The 24,637-nt window shown below is 71.9% G+C and carries 21 protein-coding genes; 10 read left to right on the top strand and 11 right to left on the bottom strand.

Annotation, left to right across the window (positions count from 1 at the left end; genetic code table 11):
• Nucleotides 1-59: 59 nt before the first annotated feature.
• Nucleotides 60-1,487, bottom strand: coding sequence for a UDP-glucose/GDP-mannose dehydrogenase family protein (locus AB0B98_RS17255; protein WP_357363678.1), 1,428 nt, complete (start codon nucleotides 1,485-1,487; stop codon nucleotides 60-62).
• Nucleotides 1,488-1,737: 250 nt separating this feature from the next.
• Here AB0B98_RS17255 and AB0B98_RS17260 point away from each other — a divergent pair, with 250 nt between their 5' ends.
• Nucleotides 1,738-2,907 (top strand): acyl-CoA dehydrogenase family protein, encoded by a 1,170-nt coding sequence (locus AB0B98_RS17260; RefSeq protein ID WP_238666645.1) that lies wholly within the window; start codon nucleotides 1,738-1,740, stop codon nucleotides 2,905-2,907.
• Between the two features lie 44 nt (nucleotides 2,908-2,951).
• Here AB0B98_RS17260 and AB0B98_RS17265 read toward each other — a convergent pair whose 3' ends face one another.
• Genes AB0B98_RS17265 through AB0B98_RS17285 form a run of 5 tightly spaced genes read right to left on the bottom strand, consistent with a single transcriptional unit; the run spans nucleotide 2,952 to nucleotide 7,134 of the window.
• Nucleotides 2,952-3,566, bottom strand: coding sequence for a hypothetical protein (locus tag AB0B98_RS17265; protein WP_238666644.1), 615 nt, complete (start codon nucleotides 3,564-3,566; stop codon nucleotides 2,952-2,954).
• Nucleotides 3,563-4,951, bottom strand: coding sequence for a hypothetical protein (locus tag AB0B98_RS17270; RefSeq protein ID WP_357363681.1), 1,389 nt, complete (start codon nucleotides 4,949-4,951; stop codon nucleotides 3,563-3,565). Before AB0B98_RS17270 ends, AB0B98_RS17265 begins: the two co-directional genes overlap by 4 nt.
• The gene (locus AB0B98_RS17275) at nucleotides 4,948-5,748 is read right to left on the bottom strand and encodes an ABC transporter ATP-binding protein (protein ID WP_357363923.1); all 801 of its coding nucleotides are present in this window, start codon (nucleotides 5,746-5,748) and stop codon (nucleotides 4,948-4,950) included. Before AB0B98_RS17275 ends, AB0B98_RS17270 begins: the two co-directional genes overlap by 4 nt.
• Before the next feature lie 34 nt (nucleotides 5,749-5,782).
• Nucleotides 5,783-6,586, bottom strand: a complete 804-nt coding sequence (locus AB0B98_RS17280; RefSeq protein ID WP_357363682.1) for a zf-HC2 domain-containing protein — start codon at nucleotides 6,584-6,586, stop codon at nucleotides 5,783-5,785.
• Nucleotides 6,583-7,134 carry an RNA polymerase sigma factor gene (locus AB0B98_RS17285; protein ID WP_357363684.1) on the bottom strand — a complete coding sequence of 184 codons (552 nt, stop codon included), beginning with the start codon at nucleotides 7,132-7,134 and terminating at the stop codon, nucleotides 6,583-6,585. Before AB0B98_RS17285 ends, AB0B98_RS17280 begins: the two co-directional genes overlap by 4 nt.
• Before the next feature lie 379 nt (nucleotides 7,135-7,513).
• Between AB0B98_RS17285 and AB0B98_RS17290 the strand changes: the two genes are divergently transcribed.
• Nucleotides 7,514-8,734 (top strand): multidrug effflux MFS transporter, encoded by a 1,221-nt coding sequence (locus AB0B98_RS17290; RefSeq protein ID WP_357363925.1) that lies wholly within the window; start codon nucleotides 7,514-7,516, stop codon nucleotides 8,732-8,734.
• 102 nt (nucleotides 8,735-8,836) lie between these two features.
• On the opposite strand, the gene AB0B98_RS17295 is transcribed toward AB0B98_RS17290, so the two are convergent.
• Nucleotides 8,837-9,508 carry a hypothetical protein gene (locus tag AB0B98_RS17295; protein WP_357363685.1) on the bottom strand — a complete coding sequence of 224 codons (672 nt, stop codon included), beginning with the start codon at nucleotides 9,506-9,508 and terminating at the stop codon, nucleotides 8,837-8,839.
• Between the two features lie 23 nt (nucleotides 9,509-9,531).
• Here AB0B98_RS17295 and AB0B98_RS17300 point away from each other — a divergent pair, with 23 nt between their 5' ends.
• Both AB0B98_RS17300 and AB0B98_RS17305 read left to right on the top strand, forming a co-directional pair.
• Nucleotides 9,532-10,050 carry a hotdog domain-containing protein gene (locus AB0B98_RS17300; RefSeq protein ID WP_091394150.1) on the top strand — a complete coding sequence of 173 codons (519 nt, stop codon included), beginning with the start codon at nucleotides 9,532-9,534 and terminating at the stop codon, nucleotides 10,048-10,050.
• A 143-nt stretch (nucleotides 10,051-10,193) separates the two neighbouring features.
• Nucleotides 10,194-12,191, top strand: coding sequence for an acetoacetate--CoA ligase (locus AB0B98_RS17305; protein ID WP_357363687.1), 1,998 nt, complete (start codon nucleotides 10,194-10,196; stop codon nucleotides 12,189-12,191).
• Between the two features lie 115 nt (nucleotides 12,192-12,306).
• Here the strand turns inward: AB0B98_RS17305 and AB0B98_RS17310 are convergent, their stop codons facing one another.
• A complete protein-coding gene (locus AB0B98_RS17310; RefSeq protein WP_357363689.1) occupies nucleotides 12,307-12,996 on the bottom strand; it encodes a TIGR03089 family protein in 690 nt (229 codons plus the stop codon).
• 154 nt (nucleotides 12,997-13,150) lie between these two features.
• On the opposite strand from AB0B98_RS17310, the gene AB0B98_RS17315 reads away from it, so the two are divergent.
• Entirely contained in the window at nucleotides 13,151-14,296 is a 1,146-nt protein-coding gene (locus AB0B98_RS17315; protein WP_357363691.1) for a glycosyltransferase family 1 protein, read from the top strand.
• Between the two features lie 62 nt (nucleotides 14,297-14,358).
• Nucleotides 14,359-15,450, top strand: coding sequence for a sugar phosphate nucleotidyltransferase (locus AB0B98_RS17320; RefSeq protein WP_357363927.1), 1,092 nt, complete (start codon nucleotides 14,359-14,361; stop codon nucleotides 15,448-15,450).
• Here AB0B98_RS17320 and AB0B98_RS17325 read toward each other — a convergent pair.
• On the bottom strand, nucleotides 15,419-15,985 hold the full coding sequence (locus AB0B98_RS17325; protein ID WP_357363928.1) for an NUDIX domain-containing protein: 567 nt from the start codon (nucleotides 15,983-15,985) through the stop codon (nucleotides 15,419-15,421). The two genes, AB0B98_RS17320 and AB0B98_RS17325, sit on opposite strands and share 32 nt — an antisense overlap.
• 90 nt (nucleotides 15,986-16,075) lie before the next feature.
• Between AB0B98_RS17325 and AB0B98_RS17330 the strand changes: the two genes are divergently transcribed.
• Nucleotides 16,076-17,122 carry a hypothetical protein gene (locus tag AB0B98_RS17330; protein WP_357363693.1) on the top strand — a complete coding sequence of 349 codons (1,047 nt, stop codon included), beginning with the start codon at nucleotides 16,076-16,078 and terminating at the stop codon, nucleotides 17,120-17,122.
• A 280-nt stretch (nucleotides 17,123-17,402) separates the two neighbouring features.
• Complete coding sequence (locus tag AB0B98_RS17335) at nucleotides 17,403-18,395, top strand: winged helix-turn-helix domain-containing protein (RefSeq protein WP_238666633.1); 993 nt, start codon at nucleotides 17,403-17,405, stop codon at nucleotides 18,393-18,395.
• Between the two features lie 30 nt (nucleotides 18,396-18,425).
• Here AB0B98_RS17335 and AB0B98_RS17340 read toward each other — a convergent pair whose 3' ends face one another.
• Both AB0B98_RS17340 and cofD read right to left on the bottom strand, forming a co-directional pair.
• Nucleotides 18,426-19,511: a coenzyme F420-0:L-glutamate ligase gene (locus tag AB0B98_RS17340; protein ID WP_357363695.1), complete on the bottom strand. Its 1,086-nt coding sequence runs from the start codon at nucleotides 19,509-19,511 to the stop codon at nucleotides 18,426-18,428.
• Nucleotides 19,508-20,455, bottom strand: coding sequence for a 2-phospho-L-lactate transferase (gene cofD / locus AB0B98_RS17345; RefSeq protein WP_357363697.1), 948 nt, complete (start codon nucleotides 20,453-20,455; stop codon nucleotides 19,508-19,510). The genes AB0B98_RS17340 and cofD overlap by 4 nt, the downstream gene beginning before the upstream one ends.
• Before the next feature lie 98 nt (nucleotides 20,456-20,553).
• Here cofD and AB0B98_RS17350 point away from each other — a divergent pair, with 98 nt between their 5' ends.
• Together AB0B98_RS17350 and AB0B98_RS17355 are read left to right on the top strand one after the other, a co-directional pair.
• The gene (locus tag AB0B98_RS17350; protein ID WP_357363699.1) at nucleotides 20,554-21,558 is read left to right on the top strand and encodes a hypothetical protein; all 1,005 of its coding nucleotides are present in this window, start codon (nucleotides 20,554-20,556) and stop codon (nucleotides 21,556-21,558) included.
• Nucleotides 21,559-22,016: 458 nt separating this feature from the next.
• On the top strand, nucleotides 22,017-24,560 hold the full coding sequence (locus AB0B98_RS17355) for a bifunctional FO biosynthesis protein CofGH (RefSeq protein ID WP_357363701.1): 2,544 nt from the start codon (nucleotides 22,017-22,019) through the stop codon (nucleotides 24,558-24,560).
• Nucleotides 24,561-24,637 lie beyond the last annotated feature (77 nt).

The raw sequence follows: 24,637 nt of genomic DNA on the forward strand, positions 1-24,637 counted from the left end.
CAACGACACCGGCCGGCCACCGAGATGCTCGATTGCCGGCCGGTGATGCGTCGGTTGGGTCAGGGGCGACCCATGCCCCGGTACTCCCAGCCCGCCTGGGCCCACAGTGCCGGGTCGAGGCAGTTGCGGCCGTCGACGACCTTGCGACCCTTCACCAACTCGCCGAGGGCGACCGGATCAGCGTTGCGGAAGTCGGCCCACTCGGTGAGGACGCAGACCAGGTCGGCCTCGTTGACCGCCTCGTTGATGCTGCTCTCGTAGGTCAACTCGGGGACCGCGCGGCGGGCGTTCTCGGTGCCCTGCGGGTCGTACACGTGCACGTCGGCGCCGGCCTTGTGCAGCAGCGCGGCGACGGCGAGCGCCGGGGCGTCGCGGACGTCGTCGGTGTTGGGCTTGAAGGTGGCACCGAGCACGGCGATCCGGGTGCCGGAGAAGTCCGGGCCGGCCGGGCCGGAGCGGCGGCCGAGCAGGTCCGCGGCGAGCTGGAGCACCCGGGTACGCCGACGCAGGTTGATCAGGTCGACCTCGTGCAGGAAGCGCAGCGCCTCGCCGGCACCCAGCTCCTGGGCGCGGGCCTGGAAGGCCCGGATGTCCTTGGGCAGGCAGGCGCCTCCGAAGCCGAGGCCGGCCTGGAGGAACCGGTTGCCGATGCGCGGGTCGTAGCCGATCGCGCGGGCCAGTTGGGTGACGTCGCCACCGGACGCCTCGCAGACCTCGGCCATCGCGTTGATGAAGGAGATCTTGGTGGCCAGGAAGGCGTTCGCGGCGACCTTGACCAGCTCGGCGGTGGAGAAGTCGGTAACCACGAGGGGTACCTCGCGGTCCTCGGTGGCGGCCAGGTCGAACACGCCCTTGTGTGCGGCGTAGAGCATGCCGTTGGCCCACTCGCTCTTGACGCCGACCACGATCCGGTTGGGCCGCAGGACGTCGTCGACGGCGAAGCCCTCCTGGAGGAACTCGGGGCTCCACGCCACCTCGACGTTCAGGTCGTCCGGCGTGTGCTTGCCGACGAGCTGCTCGACCCACTCGGCGGTGCCGACCGGCACGGTGGACTTGCCGACGATCAACGCCTTGCGGGTCAGGTGCTGCGCGAGGCTGGTGACCGACGCCTCGACGTACGACAGGTCGGCGCCCATGCCGTCGGCCCGCTGCGGGGTGCCCACGCAGATGAAGTGCACGTCACCGAACTCGGCGGTCTCGGCGATGTCGGTGCTGAACCGGAGGCGGCCGGCGGCGAGGTTGCGTCGGAGCAGCTCGTCCAGGCCCGGCTCGTGGATCGGCACCTGACCGGCGTTCAGCATCGCGATCTTGTCGGCGTCGACGTCGAACCCGAGAACCTCGTAGCCCAGTTCGGCGTAGCAGATGGCGTACGTCGCACCGAGGTAACCAGTCCCAAGGAACGTCACCCGCGGCCGGGGTGCGCCCGAGGGCGGGGTCACCGCGGCGATGGCGGGGGTCGGCTGGATGGTGGGGTAGGGGATCGTCACGCCTGTCTTCTCCGCTCGCGCTGGCGTCGCGTCGTCGCGTCGCATTCTGCTGCGGCGCCTGGGCGGGGCACCGGAGGGTGGCTCACTGTCTCAATCTCCATCATCGCTGAGCGCGTTAGGTGCACCGTCCTGCCCATACCTACGCGCCGGTAACATCACCTGAACTGCAGTCGCTAGTCTTCAGTCTGCGCGGTCGGCGGTCAGGAGTCGTCACAGACTGCGCATGATAGTGGTGAAGGGGAGGGTCGAGATGGCCGCAGGGGAGTCGTTCGACGTCTACCGGTTGCCCGAGGAGCACCAGGCGATCCGGGAAGCCGTGCGAGAGGTCTGCGCCGCGAAGGTGGCGCCGCACGCCGCGGAGGCCGACGAGACGGGGGAGTTCCCCAAGGCGTCCTACGACGCGCTCCGAGCGGCCGACTTCCACGCACCGCACATCCCCGAGGAGTACGGGGGCGCGGGCGCGGACGCGCTGGCCACCGCCATCGTCATCGAGGAGGTGGCCCGCGCCTGCGCGTCCTCCTCGCTGATCCCGGCGGTGAACAAACTCGGCACGATGCCGCTGTTGTTGTCCGGTTCCGCCGATCTCAAGACTCGCTACCTGACGCCGGTCGCGGCCGGTGACGCGATGTTCTCGTACTGCCTCTCCGAGCCGGAGGCGGGCAGCGACGCGGTGTCCATGACCACCAGGGCGGTGCGTGACGGGGATCACTGGGTGCTCAACGGTGTGAAGCGCTGGATCACCAACGCAGGGGTGTCCGAGTTCTACACGGTCTTCGCCGTCACCGACCCGTCCGCCCGGTCCCGGGGCATCTCGGCCTTCGTGGTCGAGAAGTCCGATGCCGGGGTGAGCTTCGGCGCGCCGGAGAAGAAGCTCGGCATCAAGGGCTCGCCCACCCGCGAGGTCTACCTCGACAACGTGCGGATCCCGGCCGACCGGATGATCGGCGCGGAGGGCACCGGCTTCGCGACAGCGATGAAGACCCTGGACCACACCCGGGTCACCATCGCCGCGCAGGCCGTCGGGATCGCGCAGGGCGCGCTCGACTACGCCAAGGGGTACGTGGCGGAGCGTCGCCAGTTCGGCAAGGCGGTCGCCGAGTTCCAGGGGATCCAGTTCATGCTGGCCGACATGGGCATGAAGCTCGAGGCGGCCCGGCAGCTCACGTACGCGGCCGCCGGCAAGTCGGAGCGTGGCGACGCGGATCTCACCTACTTCGGCGCGGCGGCGAAGTGCTTCGCCTCCGACGCCGCCATGGAGATCACCACCGACGCTGTGCAGTTGCTCGGCGGCTACGGCTACACGCGGGACTACCCGGTCGAGCGGATGATGCGGGACGCCAAGATCACCCAGATCTACGAGGGCACCAACCAGGTCCAGCGGATCGTCATGGCCCGGCAACTGCTCGCCGACGTCGTCTAGGTCGGGTTCCGGTGCTCCGGGATCCCGGAGCACCGGAACGCCCGTCACCGGTTGGGGGCCGTCTCGCTCACCGGCCGCACGGGGCAACCCCGCAGGGCGTACGCCAGCAGACCCGTCACCGCCAGGATGGCCGCGCACGCGGTGGCGCTGGTGGTCCCGGCGGGTTGGATCAGCCAGCCGACAACCTGCATCTTCAGATCCTGGCTGGGCCCCATCATCGGCAGCACCGCGATGAGGGTCCAGATCAGTGGGGCGATCCAGGCCAGGGCGGCACCCAGCACCGTGGCGCCGAGCGCGGTGAGCCCGAGCAGCCCCGCAGTGTTGCGCAGCACGAGGGAGAACGGTTCGTAGCGCGTGTCGGTGATCATGCTGAGGGACAGCAGCCCGGTGATCGCGGCGGCGGCGAGCAGCAGGTGCCCGGCACGGCGTACCGGCCAATTGACCGCCATCGTGTGGTCCAGGGCGTCGTCGGCGCCGTTGAGGGTGGTGCCGACAGCGACCACCGCCAGCATGATGACGAGGCTGGCCGTCCTTGCGCTGATCGTCGTGGAGTCGGTGTAGGCCAGCGACAGGGCCCAGGTCAGCGCGATCAACGAGGTCGCGGTGGTCAGGGCGACGGGCACCCGGCGGGAGCGCAGGTGAAGCTGAAGCCACCTCACTGCTGATCTCCCGGCAGGATCGCCACCAGCTCGTCGTCCCGGCAGGCCAGCACACTCTCGCGTACCGCCGCCATCCGACGTCGTTGCTCGACCTCCGGCAGGCTCACCAGCGACTGGTACGCGCTCTTCAGCAGCGTCATCTCCTCTGGTGCCCATCCGGTCTGCGGGGCCGGCGGTCGACCGGTCAGCCAGGCGGCGGCGACCATCCGGGCCCGGTACACGTCGCCCCGAATCGACTGGTCGCCGCACTCCTGCTGCCAGGCGGCCTCCAGCAGGGACGGCAGGAAGTAGTCGCCGGACAGGTCGGCGCGGCCGACGCGGTCGATGGTGGGGGTGTCGAAGACGATCGTGTCGGCGGAGTGCCGGGCCGGCAGGGCATCCAGGTCCGGCTGCCCCCAGTAGGTGACCTGTTGGGTCTCCACCGCCCGGACCGGTGCGTTGGGCAGCTTCGCCGCCATCATGTCGAGTGCCTGGCGGGCGGGGCCGACGACGGCGGGCAGCAGCCCGGCGTGTGCCCGCGTCACGCAGACCTGCGGGCCGTCGTTGTCGCAGACCAGCTCGATGGCGACCGGGTCGACGACAGCCGCCCCGCGGATTCCGCCGACGGGCAGGAGCGGCAGCGCTACCGCGACGCCGAGCAGCGCCGGCAGCACTGCGAACGCGATCGCGCGGCGCCGCACCGCGCCGAGCAGCAGCAGGCCGGTCGCGGCGAGGGACACCAGCCACAGCGCCTGGAGCAGGCTGACCCGCGTCGCGATCGTCTGGAAGTCGTCCAGGCCGGTGATCGCCGGCACGAGTAGCACGGCCGCCGGCTCCGGGGGGAGTTGCGTGAGGCCCGGGCCCGTGGCTGGCGACGTGGCCAACTCCGGCACCAGCCCCACCAGGACGAAGCCGACCACGGCGAGGACCGGCGCGGTGATCACCCGGGGTACGGCTCGGCCGGCGGCCATGCCCAGCCAACCAGCGGCGATCAGCGCCGGAATGCCGACCGCGACGACGACGATCGTCGCGCTCGGGAAGTAGTTCGACGTCGGCACCACCCATCCGGCCGCGATGAGGAAGGCCAGGAGGTACGCGGTCACCACCGAGACCGCGAGAGCGCCGGCGGTCGGGGCGACGCGCTGCCACCGAGGACGCACGGTGCTGGCGAACAGCTCGTTGACGCGGTGGCGCGCGTCGCGCCGGCCCATCCACGCCCCGCCGGCCAGCGCGAGCGGCAGCAGCACCATCAGCAGCGACCGGGCCATCACCGCCAGCTGCATCCAGCGCCCCGCGAAGAACTGGGTGGACGTCAGCAGCAACGCCGCGCCGCTCACCAGTATCAACAGGGCGGTGCCCAGCGCCGCCGAGCGGCGCAGTTCGATGCGGAGGATGCGTCCCGTCATGCCGACACCCGCTCACGGTAGGCGCGCAGCACCGACGAGTAGCCACGTTCGGCGGCGCTGTCACCGGCGTCGCCGGCCCCGCCCTGCTCGGTCAACTGGCCCGTGGTGCCCTGCCACACCAACCGGCCCTCACTGATCAGCACCACGTCGGAGCAGGCCACCGCGACGTCCTCGACCAGGTGGGTGGAGACGAGTACGCAGCTGTCCAGGCCGATCTCCCGCAGCAGCTCGCGGAAGTCGAGGCGCTGCTCCGGGTCCAGGCCGACAGTCGGCTCGTCGAGCAGCAGCACCGCCGGGTCGTTGACGATCGCCTGGGCGATGCCGGCGCGGCGCAGCATCCCGCCGGACAGTGTCTTCATCCGGGAGTCGGCGCGGTCCGTCAGGCCCACCCGTTCGACGGCCCGCTGGACCGCGCCAGGGATGACAGCCTTCGGCATCTCCTTGAGCCAGGCGATGTACTCGACGAACTCCCGGACCGTGAAGCGCGGGTAGAAGCCGAAGTGCTGCGGCAGGTAGCCCAGGCCGCGGCGTACCTGGCGGAGGTCGGCGTTGCCGGTGACCTCGCCGCCGAGCAGGGTCAGCCGCCCACCGGCCGGCTTCAGCACGGTGGCCAGGGCTCGCATCAACGTCGTCTTGCCGGCGCCGTTGGGGCCGAGCAGTCCGTGCACACCGGTGCCCAACCTCAGGTCGAGCTGGTCGACGGCGAGGTGCCGGCCGGCCCGGACCTGCAACTTCTCGGCGTGCACCGCCCACGCGTAGGTGGACGGGGCGGTCTCGGCCACGCTGACCGTACGCATCATGATCTCTCCATTCGGCAGTGGCTCGATCTCGTCATCGGTGCAGAAGGTTCTGGTGCGGTTCGTGCGGCCGTCGCCAGGCTCGAACGAGTACGACGGCCGTCAGCGCCACTGTGGCGAGCGCCCACCCCGGCAGGCTGCCGCCGCTGAGGACCGTCGGAAGTCGCCCGTCGGCGAGGCTCGGCACGACCACACCGGTGGACCAGACGACGGTCAACGCGAGTGCGGCGCGGTCAACCCCCACCACGGTGCCCAGCGCCAACGCGCCGGCGGTGAACCCCAGGGCGGGCAGCAACCAGAGGCCGGGGGAGTGACCGGTGACCCAGCCCGCCACCGCCAGTACCGGTATGACCGTCGACAGCACCGCCAACGTGCGGCGCATCAGCAGCGGCAGGCCGGTGCGGGGCATCGTGGCCGTCAGTTCCCAGGCCGGGTCGAGGCGCCGGCTCCAGACCGCGGCCACCGGCAGCAGCGGCGCCACCGGCGCGATCAGCAGCACCAGCGACGGCAGGCTGTTGAACGTCCACTCGAACAGGACCGCGGCCAGCATCAACCCGGTGGCGGTGACCAGCCAGGGCAGCACCCGGGCGGCGAGCCCGGTGCGCAGCAGCCGGCGACGGGGCACCGGGGGCGGGCCGGTGGCGATTCCGGTGGCGATGCCGTCGGCCACCCGGTCCAGCAGGTCCCGGGTGCCCGGGTCGACGGCGTCCGTGAGCACCGCTCGGCAGGCGGCGCAGGTCTCCAGGTGCGCCTCGACCGCCCAGATGGTGGTGTCGTCGACACCGGCAGCACCGGAGGCGTACTGGGAGATCAGGGTGGGCGTCGGGTGAGTGGTCATGACAGCGCCTCCCGGAGGGCGATTCGGGCCCGTCGGGCCCGGGTCTTCACGGTCCCCTCCGGCATGCCGAGCAGCAGAGCGGTCTCCCGCGCGGTCAACCCGTCGAGGACCATCGAACGCAGCACCTGACGGAGTTCCGCCGGCAACTCGTGTAGGGCACGCTCCAGGTTGGCGTCCATCCCGCCGGCCAGCGCCTCGTCCTCGGCCGCCGGGGCCACCGTCTCGAAGGTCTGCACCGTCGGGACCCGCTCCCGTCGGGCCCGGTGGCGGAACGCGTCGATCAGCCGGTGCGCGGCGATCGTCCACAGCCAGCCCACAGCGCTGCCGGAGGTGGAGGACTGAGCCTGGCTGCCGGCCGACCGCCAGACCGCCAGGTACGTCTCCTGCAACACCTCGGCCACCACGTCCTCGTCGGCGCAGCGTCGACGCAGTCGCGCTGTCAACCACGGGGCGGTACGCCGGTACAGCGCGTCGAACGCGCGCCGGTCCCCCCGAGCGACGCGGCGAAGGAGTTCACCCTCGTCGAGCCCGTCCAGACTTCGTCTCACATCAGGCAAGACGACGCGTACCCCGACCCCGGTTCTGATCCTGCTGTGACCCCGGTCACATTCGGATCGGGTGGGCGGGGCGGGGTGACTCCCCACACACCGGGAACGTCACCCGCCACTGAGGTGTTGCCGAGCGAGAGGATCACCCTCGGATCATCGCCCCACCCGGCCGCCCCCGCCACGACCCTGCCTCGTCACATCAACGCTGCCCACCGTCGGGCATCCCACACCGTGCCGCCACGTCCACGCGGTCGCGGTGACGCCCCGCGCCGCCGCTGGTGACGACGCGCCCCGCAGAGAGATCGAGATGATGAAGCAGTTGGTGGAGAAGACCGGACGCGATTCCGCCGTCGCGCAAGAAGTGCTGCCCGGCGACCTGATGACCAACCGTCAGCGGGCACAACTCGTCCTCGTGCTGGGCGCGTTGATCGCGATCGGGCCGTTGACCATCGACATGTACCTGCCCGCGCTACCCGCCATCACGGCGGGCCTGGAGACCACCGAGACCGCTGTGCAGTTGACGCTGACCGGCACGCTGGTCGGCCTCGCGCTGGGCCAACTGCTGATCGGGCCGCTCTCCGACGTGGTCGGGCGGCGGGTGCCGCTGCTGGCCGGGCTGGCCGCGCACATCGTGGCGTCCGTGCTGTGCGTCTTCGCGCCCAACATCGGTGTGCTCGGCGGGCTGCGCGTACTCCAGGGGCTCGGCGTCGCCGCCGCCACAGTGGTCGCGACGGCAGTGGTCCGCGACCTGTTCAGCGGGGCCTCCTTCGCCCGGATCTTCTCCCGGCTGATGCTCGTCATGGGCCTGGCGCCCATCCTCGCGCCGACGCTGGGCAGCGCCCTGCTGAGCTGGACTGACTGGCGGGGCGTCTTCGCGGCGCTGGCGGTGCTGGGCGCGCTGCTGATCGTCGTGGCCGCTCTCCGGCTCCCGGAGACCCTTCCGGTGGCGCGTCGGCGGCACGGCGGGGTACGCGCCACACTGCGCGACTACCGGGGGTTGGTCAACGACCGGGCGTTCGTCGGCCTGGTGCTGGTCGCCGGGCTGGCGATGGCGGCCCTGTTCGCGTACGTCTCGGGTTCGTCGTTCGTGCTCCAGCAGGAGTACGGCCTCGACGAGCAGCAGTTCGGCATCGCCTTCGGGGCCGGCGCGGTGGGCCTGATCGGTGCCACCCAGTTCAACGTTCGGCTGCTGCGCCGCTACACCCCGCAGCAGATTCTGGTCAGCGCCCTGATCGCCGGAACGGCGGCCGGCCTGCTGCTGATCATGTTCGCGGCGACCGGCGTCGGCGGCCTGGGCACGCTGCTCGCGTCACTGTGGCTGGTCCTGGCCGCCGCCGGCCTGGCCCTGCCGAACGCGCCGGCGCTGGCCATGAGCCGGCACAGCGAGGCCGCTGGCACCGCTGCGGCGCTGCTCGGCGCGGTGCAGTTCGGCATCGGCGCGGTGTCGGCGCCACTGGCCGGTCTGTTCGGCACCGGGAGCGTACCGATGGCGATCGTCATAGCGGGTGGCATGGCCGCCGCGTTGATCGTCATGCTCCTCGTGGTTCCCCGTGCCAGCCTCGGCAGCGTCGACCCGGATCTGGCGGTCGCGCTGCACTAGCCCGGAAGAGCGGTCGCGCTGCACCAGCCAAAAGAGCGGTCGCGCTGCACCAGCCCGGAAGAGACGAAAGGGGCGGGCCGGTTCACCGGCCCGCCCCGACGATCAGCGGATCTCGGTGGTGTCCTCGGGGCGCGGTTGGCCGCGCGGTGGGGCGGACCAGGGTGATTCGCCACCCACCCGGCGGGGCAGCGGCTCGGTCGGCGTCGAGTCGGCCGGGTAACCCAGAGTGAGGGGCGTGGTGTCACGCTCGGCAGGCGCGGGGGCCGGCCAGTCGGTCAACGTGAAGTCGTCGTTGCGGGGGCCTCCGTCCGAGGCGGGGGTGGGTGCCGCAGCGGGTTCGGTCGCCGGGCTCGGCCACTGCCGCCAACGCTGTTGGCTGAAGGTCGCCATCAGCAGCAGCAGGCCGAGCAGGAAGAGCGTGCCGTTCTCCACTGGCAGTCGCAGCGGCAACGGATCGCCGAACACCTTCCACTCGTGCGGGATCGCGTCCCGCACCGAGAAGGGCGCCACGAACATCCCGATGTACGGGGTGACCAGCAGCGCACCGGCCACCAACGGGCCCAACGGCGAGAAGCGCAGCGTGCCGAGCAGGCCCAGCAGGACACCGCCGACACCGAGGTACACGGCCGGCTCGATCAGGTTGGCGGTGTTGAACGTGCCGATCTCCACCCAGCGGTCGACCGTCCGGCTCGACCCGTCCTGCCCCAGTGTGACCAGCACCCAGGTGATGGGCGCCACCACCAGCCCGGCGAGGAAGCTCCAGAGATGTCGCATCCGCGCACCGTACCGTTTTCGACATGACTGAGCACCTCTCCGCCGCTCCAACCGGCAAGCCGACGTCGTACTCGCGCGTCACTCTCAGCAAGATCATGACCGCGGTGGACGTCAACCTCTACGGCACCGTGCACGGCGGGGTTCTGATGAAGTTCGTTGACGACGTGGCCGGGGCCGCTGCCGCCCGACACAGCGGCGGGACCGCGGTGACAGCGGCGATCGACGAGATCGTCTTCTCCGAGGCGGTCCGGGTCGGCGACCTGGTGCACGCGCACGCCCAGGTGAACTGGACCGGCCAGACGTCCATGGAGGTGGGCGTACGGGTGGTCGCCGAACGGTGGGACTCGGCCGAGGACGCGCCGGTTCGGGTGGCCACCGCGTACCTGGTGTTCGTCGGCGTGGACGTGGGCGGGGCGCCGCGGGCGGTCCGCCCGGTGCTGCCGGAGACGGCGGAGGACGAGCGCCGGTACAAGGAGGCGGAGATCCGCCGCGCGCACCGCCTCGCCCGCCGCCGTGCCATCCAGGCCCACCGCGCCGGCTGACCCACATGAGGTGGCGGGTCGGAGTGTGGGACGGGCACGCGTCGGTCGACCTACCCGGTGCGCAGAATGGCGCTTCGAGGTAGGGCAAGATGGCGCCACGGCCCAGTCACAGTGTCGTGTCGGGCCAGGGGGAGGGTGGAGCAGTGGGTGACATGCTGTGGACGCCGCCGGCGGACGTACGTCAGCGGTCCCGGATCGGTGCCTACCTGCGCTGGCTGCGGGAGCACCGCGGGTTGGACTTCGCCGACTACGACGCGCTGTGGCGCTGGTCCACCACCGATCTGGACGGGTTCTGGCGCTCGATCTGGGACCACTTCGAGGTGATCGCGCACACCCCGCCGACCGCCACCCTGGCCGAGCGGGGGATGCCCGGCGCCCGCTGGTTCCCCGACGCCACGCTCAACTACGCCGAGAACGTGCTGCGGATGCCGGGCCGCGCCGACGACGACCCGGTGGTCATCGCGCACGGGCAGACCCGGGCGCCGGTCACGCTGACCGCCGCTGAGCTGCGCGAGCAGGTCCGCCGGGTGTCGGCCGGGCTGCGCCGGCTCGGCGTCACCGCCGGTGACCGGGTGGCGGCGTACGCCCCGAACATCGCCGAGACGTACGTCCTGCTGCTGGCCACCGCCAGCCTCGGCGCGATCTTCTCGTCCTGCGCCCCCGAGTTCGGCACCCGTAGCGTCACTGACCGTTGGCAGCAGATCGAACCGACGGTGCTGGTCGCAGTGGACGGCTACCGGTACGGCGACAAGCCGGTGGACCGGCGTGCCGAGGTCGCGGCGATCCGGGCCGCCCTGCCGTCGTTGCGCCACACCGTCAGCATCGGCTACCTCGACCCGGCGGCCCCCGCACCCGAGGGCGCGCTGGGCTGGGCCGAGCTGGCCGCGCCCACCGACGAGCCGTTGACGTTCACGCCGGTGCCGTTCGACCACCCGCTCTACGTGCTGTACTCCTCGGGCACCACAGGGCTGCCGAAGCCGATCGTGCACGGCCACGGCGGCATCCTGCTGGAGCACCTGAAGATGCTCGCGCTGCACCACGACCTGGGTCCGGCCGACCGCTTCTTCTGGTTCACCACCACCGGCTGGATGATGTGGAACTTCCTGGTCTCCGGCCCGGCGGTGGGGGCGGCCATCGTGCTCTTCGACGGCAACCCGGGGGTCCGGGCGGAGCCCGGCCGGCCGGCTGAGCCTGACCTCGGCGGGCTGTGGCGGCTGGCGGCGGAGACCGGCACGACGTACTTCGGCACCTCCGCGCCGTACCTGTTGGCCTGCCGTAAGGCCGGGTTGGTCCCCCGGGAGGTCGCCGACCTGTCGGCGCTGCGCGGCGTGGGTTCCACCGGTGCGCCGCTACCCGCGGAGGGCTTCCGCTGGGTGTACGAGACCGTCGGCGACCACGTCCAGCTCCAGTCGCTTTCCGGGGGCACCGACGTGTGCACCGGTTTCGTCGGCGGGGTGCCGCTGCTGCCGGTGTACGCCGGTGAGATCGCCTGCCGGGCGTTGGGCGCCAAGGTGGAGGCCCGTTCCGCCGACGGCACGCCGGTCATCGGCGAACTCGGCGAGCTGGTGATCACCGAACCGATGCCGAGCATGCCGGTGGGCTTCTGGAACGACCCGGACGGCACCCGTTACGCGGAGGCGTACTTCGACGTCTACCCGGGCGTCTGGCGGCACGGTGACTGGATCACCATCAACGAGCGGGGTGGCTGCGTGATCACCGGCCGCTCCGACGCCACCCTCAACCGTGGTGGGGTGCGCCTCGGCACCGCCGAGTTCTACTCGGTGGTGGAAGGGCTCGACGAGGTGCTCGACTCGGTGGTCGTGCACCTGGAGGACGACGAGGGCGGCGCCGGTGAGCTGCTGCTCTTCGTGGTGCTGGCCGAGGGTCTGGAGTTGGACGACCCGATGCGCGCGAAGATCTGCCGCGAACTGCGTACGGCGCTCTCACCCCGGCACGTGCCCGACGAGATCCACCAGGTGCGTTCGGTGCCCCGCACCCTCTCGGCGAAGAAGCTGGAGGTGCCGGTCAAGAAGATCCTCACCGGCACCCCTGTCGACCAGGCCGCAGCGAAGGGCGCCCTGGTCAACCCCGAGTCCCTGACCGCCTTCGCCGCCCTCGCCCAACGCCGTCCTCGCCCCTAACCTCCGCCCTGACCCCCGCGATCTTGCACTTTCTGTCGCGATATAAGGGGCATTCCGCGCATCTCGGCAACCGGAACTGCAAGATCGCGGGAGCAGGGGGGTGGGGCGGGGAGGGTCAGGGGAGGGGGTGGGTGACTTTCTCTGCGGTCAGCCTGGCGGCCAGGCGGGCCGGGTCCTGGTTGGCGCAGAGGACCACTGTGGCGGCTCGGGTCAGCGGGGCCAGCAGCCAGTCGACCGGGTCGGGGTACCGGGCCGCGTCGATGAGGACCCGGGCGCCGGGGAGGATGCCCAACTCGGTGGCGCGGGCCTCGGCGCGACCCAGCAGGTGCGCGTCGGTGGGGCCGGGGCCGGATTGCGGCGTGAAGTGGTCACCGTGCCCGCGTACCTCGACGACGTAGTCGGCGAACCCGGGCGGCACCTGCCGGAGCGGGGCGGCGAGCGGAGCCAACCCGAGGGCGTACCGCTCGTCTGCGGACCAGGACTGCGCCTCGTCGAACTGGTCGACGGCGGCGAAGAGCACCCCCACATCGCCCGGCGTGTCGACGACACTCAGCTTGGCCGACCAGCAGGCCAGCAGCACCGCCGCGGTCTGCCAGTGTGGCGGCAGCAGCACGCCGGCCGGGGTGCCCGGCGCGAGGCCGACCTCGTCGACGAGGAGGTTGGCGGTCTTCGCCACCCAGTTCGCCAACGTGACGCCGGAGAGTTCGGTGCGGTCGCCGGTGGCGTCGTCGTACCAGGTGAGCAGCGGTCGGGTCGGGTCGGTCGCGATCGCGTCGGCGAACACCCGGGCAATGTTGTCGGCCATCGGCGCGAACGATACGCCAGTGCGGGCCGTACTCGATGACGATGACAAGTCGGCGTACCGTCGGGTCGCAGTCAGCGTCGGCCCCGCGCCCCGGCGTAGGCTTTACCCCCGGAGTGTTGTTCCCCACAGGCCCGCCAGTTCAAGGAGTCGCCCCGTGACCGCCGGTCGCCCGCCCCGCGTGCTCATCGACGCCACGAGTGTCCCCACCGACCGTGGTGGTGTCGGTCGATACGTCGACGGTCTGCTCGGCGCCCTCGGCAAGGTGTGCGGGTCGGGGGTGGAGCTGGCGGTGGTCAGCCTCCGCACCGATCTGGAGCGGTACACCCGCATGCTGCCCGGCGCGGAGATCATCCCGGCTCCGGCCGCCGTGGCGCACCGCCCGGCCCGGCTCGCCTGGGAGCAGACCGGCCTGCCGCTGCTCGCCCAGCAGGTGGGCGCAGAGGTGCTGCACTCGCCCTTCTACACCTGCCCGCTGCGGGCCGGGTGTCCGGTCACGGTCACCGTGCACGATGCGACGTTCTTCACCGAGCCGGAGCATTACGACAAGTCGCGCCGCACGTTCTTCCGCAGCGCCATCAAGACCTCGCTGCGCCGCGCCGACCGGGTGATAGTGCCCAGCAAGGCCACCCGGGACGAGCTGATCCGGCTGCTCGACGCCGATCCGACGCGGATCGACGTGGCCTACCACGGCGTCGACCAGGCTGCCTTCCACGCTCCCACCGAGGAGGAGAAGGCTCGGGTACGCGCGCGTCTGGGGCTGGGCAACAGCAGCTACGTCGCGTTCCTCGGTGCCAAGGAGCCTCGGAAGAACGTGCCCAACCTGATCCGTGGGTGGGCGCGGGCGGTGGCTGACCGGGCCGACCCGCCGGCCCTGGTGATCGCCGGTGGGCAGGGGCACGACGAGGACATCGACCGGGCGGTGGCCGAGGTGCCGTCGCACCTGCGTCTGCTGCGCCCCGGCTACCTGCGCTACGCCGACCTGCCAGGTTTCCTCGGCGGTGCCCTGGTCGCCGCGTACCCGTCCTACGGCGAGGGGTTCGGGCTGCCGATCCTGGAGGCGATGGCGTGCGCCGCCCCGGTGCTGACCACGCCCCGGCTCTCGCTGCCCGAGGTGGGCGGCGACGCTGTCGCGTACACCTCTGAGGACCCGGAGCAGATCGGCGCCGACCTGGCCGCCCTGCTCGACGACGAGCAGCGGCGGTTGTCGCTGGCGAAGGCGGGGTTCGACCGGGCCAAGGAGTTCACCTGGGAGTCCAGCGCCGAGGTGCACATCGCGGCGTGGAGTCGCGCCCGTTCCTGACCTCCGCACCACTGCGGGTGACCCGTGCCACTTTGGGCAGGTACGTCGGGCATGATGTGCGGATGCTCTATGCGGTCATTCCGGCAGGTGGCAGTGGCACGAGGTTGTGGCCGTTGTCCCGCGCTGGCCATCCCAAGTTCCTCCACCCGCTGACCGGCACCAGCGCCTCGCTGCTTCAGGCGACAGTCGAACGGCTCGCGCCGCTGACCACACCGGATCGGACCCTTGTGGTCACCGGTGCCGCGCACGTCGCGGCGGTGGCACGGCAGCTGACAGTGCTGCCGGAGGAGAACATCCTGGTCGAGCCCTCCCCCCGGGATTCCTGCGCGGCGATCGCGTTGGCCGCCGCGGTGATCTCGGCGCGGGACCCGGACGCGGTGATGGGCAGCTTCGCGGCCGACCACCTGATCCGCGACACGGACAGCTGGGTCTGCACTGTTCAGGAGGCGGTCCGCGGGGCCGAGCAGGGCATGCTGATGACCGTCGGGATCACTCCGACCCGCGCCGAGACCGGCTACGGCTACCTGGAGACCGGCGATCCGACCGAGGGTGTGCCGTGGCGGCCGGTGACCGAATTCAAGGAGAAGCCGGCCGCCGAGGTCGCCGAGGCGTACGTCCGTTCGGGCCGGCACCTGTGGAACGCGAGCATGTTCGTGTGGCGGGTGGACGTCTTCCTCGCCGAACTGGCCCGCCAGCAGCCGGCGCTGCACGCCGGCGTCGCCGCGATCGCCGCCGCCTGGGGCACCCCGGAGCAGGACGACGTCCTGGGCGCGATCTGGCCGACCCTGCCGAAGATCTCCGTCGACTACGCGGTGATGGAGGGTGCGGCCACTGCGGGTCGGGTGGCGACGGTGCCGGGCGACTTCGGCTGGAACGACGTCGGTGACTTCCACACCCTGGGCGACGTGCTGGCAACCGACGACGCGGGCAACGTGGTGCTCGGCACCGAGGCCAAGCCGGGCGTGCTGCTGCGGGACAGCAGCAACCTCGTTGTCGTCCCGCAGTCGGGTCGGTTGGTGGCCGTGCTCGGCCTGCGCGACCTGATCGTTGTGGACACCCCGGACGCGGTGCTGGTCTGCCCGCGCGACCGGGCGCAGGACGTCAAGGCCCTGGTCGACGAGCTCAAGGAGCGAGGCGAAGAGGGCTACGTCTGAGGGCGGCGAGGCCCGGTGCGATCAGGTGGGCGGTCCCGCCGGCCAGCGGCTCGGGCAGCTGGTCCGGTGGGAACCAGCCCAGCTGCTCGGCCTCGTCGCTGACCTGCTCCACAGCCGAGGGCGGGGCGATCACCGCGAACCGGACGTCGTGGTGCGCCGAGCCGCCCTGACACTGCACCTGGTGCACGTCCACGTCGATCGGCACCGGGTCGATGCGCAGGCCGGCGATCCCGGACTCCTCGGTGGCCTCGCGGAGCGCCGCGGCGACCAGGGTCTGGTCAATCGGCTCGCAGTGCCCGCCGAGCTGCACCCAACGCCCGAACTTGACGTGCAGGCAGAGCAGCACCCGGGAGCCGGTGGAGTCCAGCACCAACGCGCTGGCGGTGACATGCCCGGGGCGGTGCTGCCGGCTCATCGCGACCGGGCCGGCGGCGAGCAGCGCGAGGGTCCGGTCCCGCGCGCCGGCCGCGTCCGGGCTGGTCGGCTGCCAACCCTCCAGCAACGCGGTGGCGTCGGCGTGCAGCGCCTTGTACACCTCGGGGTCGGTCGTCTGGGCGGTCGGGCCGGTAATCACTGTGTCGGGCACCCCGCCACTGTACGAGCGTGTGCTCCGTACGCTGGCCCGGTGACAGTGCGACTCGTCGAATTCGTGGTGGCCGGTAACGAGGCCAGCGATCTGTTGCCGGTGCGGTCGGCGGCGCTGCTGCGGGCGTACGGTGCCCGGCGGGGCTTCTGGACCGTGCTGGACGAGGGGCCGGTGGAGCGCTGCCTCGCGCTGCTGCTGGAGGGCGACGACGGGGAGTGGACGGCCCTGCACGTGCGGGCGGATGCTGGTGTGGAGAACGGGCGGACCGAGGACGGTGAGGCGCTCGCCCACCACGACGGCTGGGTGTACGTCTTCGGCTCCCACTTCGGCTCGAAGGCTGGCCCGCTGAGACCTCGGCGCGCCTTCGTGGCCCGGTTCCGTGAGGACGACGCGGCGGCCGGGCCGGTGCCGGTGCACGTGGTACGCAACTCGTTTCGGCTGCACCGGGCGGTGAACGATGCTCTCGCCGCGTCGCCGCTGACAGTCCTGCCGGCGGGGGAGCGGGTGCGGGAACGGTTCATCGTGGAGACGCTGGCCCGGGGAACCGTCCGGGAGAAGAGCTGGGTGAGCCGGTTGGCCAGGGACGACCTGCCGTTGAACGTGGAGGCCGCGGCGTTCACCCCGGCCGGGACGGTGCTGCTCGGGCTGCGTTTTCCGGTCACCGACGCCGGTGAGCCGATCCTGGTCGAGGTGGCCGGTGTGCCGGGCATGTTCACTGCCGAGCGGGAGTGGCCGCGGGCGTTGGGCGCGTACGCGTTGACAGGTGTCACTCCGCCGGGGGAGCTGACCGGCTTCCGCGCGATCACCCCGACATCGGACGGCGGGTACGCGGCCGTGATCGGCTCGATCGACGCGCTCGGCAAGGGGTCGGTACTGCTCGACGACCATCCGGGTGGGGGTGAGGTCACCTCCCGACACGTCCGCTTCCGGCTGACCGGTGGCGAGGCGGGCGACGGGCGGCGGCTCGTCGGGGAGCAGGTGGCGGACCTGGCCCCGTTTCACCACGTCGAGGGCGTGGCGGAGCTGGACGGACTGTCGTTCTACGTCACGGACGAGGACCATCGGGTCGCGCTCTGGGTCGGCTGAGCCGGCGCGGGGGGCGGGATGACCGGACGGCACCTCTGCGGAACAAGGGCCGCAGACCCTCGTGGTGCCGTCCGATCACCGGGGCCTCCCCGGTCCCGGTGCCCCCGGCAGCGCGGGCGTCAAGGACGCGCGGCGCCGTGTTCGGGCATGGGAAGCATGCCGAACCCGCCCCGGAGGCGTCGAGGTTTTTCAGTCCAGGCTTAAAGATGGAGATTAGTGCCGGCCAGGTAGAGTCGAACGGTCATCCGGCACCCCCCTGCCGGCGACACAGGAGCGCTCCATGCTGAAGATCCACTTTTCTGGGGAGGACATCCTCCGGACCCGGGTGGCACCGGCGGCGGACCCGGTCTGGGAGCTGGTCCTCAGCCTGCACGTGCTGCGCGGCCGCACCCGCGATCCGCTGACCGCCAACTGGCGGCGCAGCGTGGCCCGGGATCTGCGCCAGGACTCCGCCTCCGAGCAGCTCCGCCTGCTCTTCGCGTTGAACCCGCCGCGTGGCTACTTCCCCGACTTCCTCACCCCGTACGCCAGCGTCGAGGGCTTCGAGGCCGGGCTGGACGCACTCCGCCGTACCCCCGCCCAGTTGTTGCAGCGGGACCTGAGCGTGCTGGCCGCCGAGAACCAGCTGCCCTCCTCGGCGGCCGCGCTCGCCCGGGGTGAGGTGTCGGCGCTGCACCACCTGGCCGAGTCGATGGAGCAGTACCGGTCGCTGGCGATCAGTCCGTACTGGAGCCGGATCCAGGCCGCGGTCGCGGCGGACCGCACCCGGCGGGCGCGGGCGCTGCTCGACGGCGGCGTCGAGGGCCTGCTCACCAGCCTCCGGCCAACGATGCGCTGGGAGAGCGGGGTGCTGGAGGTCCGCAGCTACCCGCACAGCCGGGAACTGCACCTGGACGGCCGTGGGCTGCTGCTGGTGCCGTCGTTCTTCTGCGCGGCCACCCCTGTCGCACTGCTCGACCCGGCGCTGCCACCGGTGCTGGTCTACCCGGTGGACCGGCTGGGCGCGCTGGTCTCCGCCGACCCCAGCGCCGCCTCCGGTGCTGCCCGCGAATCACTCGCCGCGCTGCTGGGCCGCACCAGGGCGGCGGTGTTGCAGGCCAGCGACGAGGGCTGCACCACCGGGGAGGTCGCCCGCCAGCTCAACATCTCACCGGCGGCGGCGAGCCAGCACGCCACCGTGCTGCGCAACGCTGGTCTGCTGGTCAGCCACCGCGAACGCAACAGCGTGCTGCACACGTTGACCCCGCTGGGCCGGGCCATGCTGGACGCGTGACCCGGCCATCCGTGCCGGCCGAGGGTGGATCTACAGGGCGAGCGCGGCGCTCGCCGGGCTGCCGGGCGGTGGCGGCAACAGTGTCGACCCGACACCCTGGGCGGCCAGGGCGACGCGCAGCCGGTGCAGGTCGGCGCCGAAGCGGACCAGACCCATCGGCTCGACGGGCGTCGGGGCCGAGCCGAGCACCAGGTCGGCGCCGTCCGGCCACCCGGGCATCTCGGCGACCAGACCGGCGCGTACCTCAGCCTCGTCGACCAGCGTGAAGACCGTGCCGGGGGCGACCACCCCGGCGACCGCGTCGATCGCCCGCCGCACAGCGGTCAGGTCGGCCGGCGTCGGGCCGGGACCGTCGGCCAGGGTGGCGGCGTCGGAGAGCCCCGCGGCGTGGGCCTCAGCGGTACCCAGCGAGAACAGATCCTGTGCCGCGTCGCGGATCAGCGCCCGCGCGCCACCGGCGTCGTCCGGGATGGCGGCCGGCAGGTAGCCCCGCACCACCGCGACGGGGACCTGATCGCACTTACCCTTGATCAGTTCGCCGGCACCCGCCAGCTCGTCCACCACCGCCATCTGGGTCAACTGCAACTCGTTGCCGTACGGGTCGACCTCGCCCCGGTGGTCACGGATGGCCGGCATTCCGGCCACCCCGAGCGCCACGTCGGTGAGCCCGTTGCGCCAGGGCCGGCCCATCGTGTCGCTGATGATCACGGCGAGGTCCAGGTCGTAGCGCTCCCGCAGCGCGTCCCGCAGAGCCCGCGCCGAGGCGTCCGGGTCGACCGGCAGCAGCACCAGCTGGGTCTTGTCCACGTTCGACGCGTCGATCCCCGCCGACGCCATGACGAAGCCGTGGTGGGTCTGCACGATCCGGGTCGCCCCCCGACTGGCGACCACCCGGGCGGTCTCACCGGCCAGGACGTCGTCCCGTGCGGCAAGCCGCTCCGGCCCGTCCGCCGGCACGTCGACGAGCCGCCCCTCCGCCTTGGAAACGATCTTGCTGGTCACCACCAGCACATCGCCGTTGCGCAACCACGGCGCAGCGGTCGCGATCACCGCAGCCAGATCGTCACCCTCGGTCACGTGACCGATGCCGAGCACCGGCAGAATTTCCAGCCTCACGTCAACTCCACCGCGGCGCGGACCATTGCCGCCGTCGCCGCCTCGTCCGTCATCCGCAGCGGCACCGCGCGGACCGTCACCTCGGGCACCACAGTGCCCGCGTCCTCCTCGGCCACCAGCCAACCGTCGAGCAGGCCGCCGCTCGCCCGGCCGCCGTAGAGCCGACCCACCCCCGCCGCGCTGCACTCCGTACCGAGCACCGCCAGGCAACGGTCGGCCATCCCCCGCACCGGCGCGCCGCCGATGATCGGGGAGACACCCACCACCGGCGCCGGGCCGTCCGCCACCGCCGCACGCAGCCCCGGCACGGCCAGCACCGGCGCGACGCTCACCACCGGGTTACTCGGCGCGACCAGCACCAGATCGGCCGACGCGATCGCGTCCAGCACCCCGGGGGCCGGCTTCGCCGTCTCCGCGCCCACGAACACGAAACGGTGCGTGCGGATGTCGGCCCGGTACCGCACCCACCACTCCTGGAAATGGATCGCCCGCTGACCCTGGTCGTCCTCCACCACGGCATGGGTCTCCAGGCGGTCGTCCGTCGCCGGCAACAGGCGTACGCCCGGCTCCCAGCGGCTGGCCAGCGCCTCGGTGACCGCGCTCAACGGGTAACCGCCGTTGAGCATGGTGCTGCGGACCAGATGGGTGGCGATGTCCTTGTCGCCGAGGCCGAACCAGGTCGGCTCCGCCCCGTACGCGGCCAACTCCTGTTTGACAGTCCAGCTCTCGCCGACCCGACCCCAGCCCCGCTCCGGGTCGGCGCCCCCGCCGAGCGTGTACATGACGCTGTCCAGGTCGGGGCAGATCTTCAACCCGTGTAACCACAGGTCGTCGCCGACGTTGACAACGGCGGTCACCTCCGCGCCGACGTCACGGGCGTACGCCCGGACGCCGAGCAGGAACCGGGCGCCGCCGATGCCGCCAGCCAGAACCACGATGCGCATGTCGACCATCCTCGCGCACGTGACGCCTCCGATCCGTGGGTGGCCCGGGAGACTAGGCTCACGTGCGCCCTGTCCGTTGATGCCCCGAGGGGGAGCTCGTGACCAGCCCCGCCGAGCCCGCGTCCGCCGACGCGACGCAGGCCCGCCAGCTGACCAAGCCACTGCGGGAGCTCGCCGCGCTCGTGCTGCTTGGCGCCAACGCCGTGTTCCTCTTCGTGGGCCTGCTCCGGCTCATCGCCCCGAACGACTACAGCTCCTTCACCGACCGCGCGGGCAGCGCCTTCTACGCGTTCGTCGGGGTGGAGGCGGTGGGCCTCCCGCTGCTGGCGGTGCTGTTGGCCACGCACATCTCGCCCGTGTTGGCGAAGGCGAAGCTGATCACACAGGCAGCTGTCGTCGAGTACGCGGTCAGCGCCCTGTTCGGCACGCTGACAATGCTGATCTGGACGGTGGGCCGGCTGGCCGAGGCAGAGGTGCTCGACGCGCTGCTCGGTGTGCTCACCCGGTTCGCCTGGATGGTGATCTTCGCGATCGCCGCCTGGGTCGTCTACACCATCTGGCGTGCCCACTACTACGTGCCGCGAGCCAAGCCGCAGCCGGGCGTCTACGGCCAGCCCCAGCCGGGCTGGCCGCAGCAGCAGGGCGGTTGGCCGGCCCCGGGGCAGCCCGGCGGTCAGCCGCAGGGCGGATGGCCCGCTCCCGGTCAGCCTGGTGGTTACCCGCAGGCCGGTCAGCCTGGTGGTTACCCGCAGGCCGGTCAGCCCGGCGGTTATCCGCAGGCCGGCCAGTACGGCCAACAGTCGCCCCCGTTCCAGGCCCCGCAGTCGGCCCCGCCGTTCCCGCAGTCCGCGCCGCCGCACCCGCAGTCCGCGCCGCCGTTCCAGGCTCCGCAGTCCGCGCCGCCGGCGAACCCCGCCCCCCAGTCGGCGCCGCCGTCCCCGGCTGCGCCGCCGCCGTTCGGGCAGCCGCCGTCGGCCGACCCCACTCAGGCGATCCCGCGCCAGTCCGCCGACCCGACCGAGGTCATCTCCCACCCGGCCGACCCGGACACCGACCGCACCCAATACATCAAGCCCAACGACCACCCCGACCAGCCCCGCTGACCCGAAAACCGCAGCGATCTTGCACTTTCGGTAGTCGGAACGAGCGAGATGTCCCCTAAGTGGGGACACAAACTGCAAGATCGCGAGCCGCAGGCGCTCCAGGTCCGTCGATCATGGAGTTGTGGTGCCAGATTTGTGCCACACAACACGCTTTGTCACCCACCACAACTCCTTGATCGACACGGGGTGGGGTGGGGACCCTGCGCCCAGGGCGGGTTGACGGCGCGGGGGCGTGGCACGGGGCAGGGCGGGGCACGGCAGGGGGCGCGGCACGGTGCGGGCGCGAGCGCGTCACGGGGCGCGCGTCACGGGCGCAGCAGCGGGCGCGCGACGCGGGCGCGCGCGGCGCGGTGCGCGCGGTGCGCGGTGCGGGCGTGGTGGCGGGGCGGGGCGCGGCACTCGGGGCGGGCGTGGTGGGGACTGGTTGGGTGGCGTGGGGCTGCGCATAGGGTGAGTGGATGGTTGATCGCACCCACTCCGGCCCGAGCGATGCGAGCGTGCGGCGGGCCCTGGGCCGGGCTACGAACGGGCGGGCGCTGGATGTCGATGAGGCCACCGCGCTGCTGTCCGCTCGTGGCGACGCGCTCGACGAGCTGCTCCGGCTCGCCGGGGGGATCCGCGACGCCGGGCTGCGGGACGCCGGGCGGCCGGGTGTGGTCACGTACTCGAAGAAGGTTTTCATTCCGCTGACCCGGCTCTGCCGGGACCGCTGCCACTACTGCACCTTCGCGACGGTGCCGCACCGGCTGCCGGCGCCGTTCCTGGACCGCGACGAGGTCCTCGCGATCGCCCGGGCCGGGGCTGCGCAGGGCTGCAAGGAGGCGCTGTTCACCCTGGGTGACCGACCGGAGGAACGCTGGCCGGCGGCTCGGACCTGGTTGGACGAACGCGGTTACGACTCGACACTGGACTACCTGCGCGCCTGTGCGGTGGCGGTGCTGGAGGAGACCGGCCTGTTGCCGCACCTCAACCCTGGGGTGCTGTCCTGGTCGGAGCTGCAACGGCTGAAGCCGGTCGCGCCGAGCATGGGCATGATGCTGGAGACGACAGCGACCCGACTCTGGTCGGAGCCGGGTGGTCCGCACTTCGGCTCACCGGACAAGGAGCCGGCGGTCCGGTTGCGGGTGCTTGAGGACGCGGGCCGGGTCGGGGTGCCGTTCACCACCGGCATCCTGATCGGCATCGGGGAGACTCCGGCGGAGCGGGTGGAGGCGCTGTTCGCGATCCGTCGCGTCCACCGGGAGTACGGCCACCTCCAGGAGGTGATCGTGCAGAACTTCCGCGCCAAGCCGGACACGGCGATGCGCGGCATGCCGGACGCGGAGCTGCACGATCTGGCCGCCACTGTGGCGGTGGCCCGGTTGCTGCTGGGCCCGAAGGCCCGGATCCAGGCCCCGCCGAACCTCATCGCCGGCGAGTACGACCTGTTGCTGCGCGCCGGCATCGACGACTGGGGTGGCGTTTCCCCGCTCACCCCCGACCACGTCAACCCGGAGCGCCCCTGGCCGCAGATCGACGAGCTGGCCCGGCACAGCGAGTTGGCCGGGTTCACGTTGCGGGAGCGGTTGACGATCTACCCCGAGTACGTGCGCGCGGGTGATCCGTGGCTCGACCCACGGTTGCTGCCGCACGTCGGCGCCCTGGCCGACGCGGCGACGGGCATGGCTGTCGAGTCGGCGATGCCGCAGGGACGGCCGTGGCAGGAGCCGGAGGAGGTGTTCGGCGGGCGGGTCGACCTGCACGCCACGATCGACACCACCGGCCGCACCGACGACCGGCGCGGCGACTTCGACAGCGTGTACGGCGACTGGTCCGAGGTCGCTGGCAAGGTCACCCCGGAGGCGACAGCCCGCCGGGCGGGCGTACCAGTGGCATCGGCCGGGAACGGCACGGACCGTGACCTGGCGGCCGGGCTGCGGCTCGCCGCCGACGACCCGGCGGCGCTGCTCGACCCCGGGCACACCGATGCCGCGCTGGCGCTGTTCGGTGCGGACGGGCCGGCGCTGGACGAGTTGTGCCGCCTCGCCGACGACGTGCGCCGTGCGGCGGTCGGCGACGACGTCACCTACGTGGTCAACCGCAACATCAACTTCAGCAACGTCTGTTACGTGGGCTGCCGGTTCTGTGCGTTCGCGCAGCGTGAGCGGGACGCCGACGCGTACCGGCTCTCCGTCGAGCAGGTGGCGGACCGGGCCGAGCAGGCGTGGGCGGCCGGCGCCAGCGAGGTGTGCCTCCAGGGGGGCATTGACCCGAAGATGCCGGTCACCGGGTACGCCGACATCGTTCGCGCGATCAAGGCCCGGGTGCCCGAGATGCACGTGCACGCGTTCTCTCCCATGGAGATCGTCACCGCCGCCGCGAAGGCCGGGGTGCCGGTCCGTGAGTGGCTGCTCCAGCTACGCGAGGCCGGGCTGGACACCATCCCGGGCACCGCCGCCGAGATCCTCGACGACGACGTGCGCTGGGTGCTGACCAAGGGCAAACTTCCGGCCGCCGCCTGGGTCGAGGTGGTCAGCACCGCCCACGAGCTGGGCATCCGGTCCAGCTCCACGATGATGTACGGCCACGTCGACCACCCCGGGCAGTGGCTGGCGCACTTCCGGGTGTTGGCCGGGGTGCAGGACCGCACCGGCGGGTTCACCGAGTTCGTGGCGCTGCCGTTCGTGCACACGAATGCTCCGATCTATCTGGCGGGTATCGCCCGACCCGGGCCGACCTGGCGGGAGAACCGGGTGGTGCACGCCATGTCCCGGCTGCTGCTGCACGGTCGGATCGACAACGTCCAGTGCTCCTGGGTGAAGCTCGGCGACGAGGGCACCGTCGCGATGCTCCAGGGCGGCTGCAACGACCTCGGCGGCACGCTGATGGAGGAGACCATCTCCCGGATGGCCGGCTCCGACAACGGTTCGGCGCGTACCGAGGAGCAGTTGCGGGCCATCGCGAAGGCCGCCGGACGTCCGGCGCGCAAGCGGTCGACTGCGTACGGTCACGCCCGGCCCTGACGTCGAACCTTTCCCCGCCACCGGCCGTACCACGCGATGCCGGTGGCGGTCGCGGCGAGGACCGCCGCCGGTGTCCC

It is taken from the genome of Micromonospora sp. NPDC048947 (assembly GCF_040649495.1).
Classification (GTDB): domain Bacteria; phylum Actinomycetota; class Actinomycetes; order Mycobacteriales; family Micromonosporaceae; genus Micromonospora; species Micromonospora alfalfae.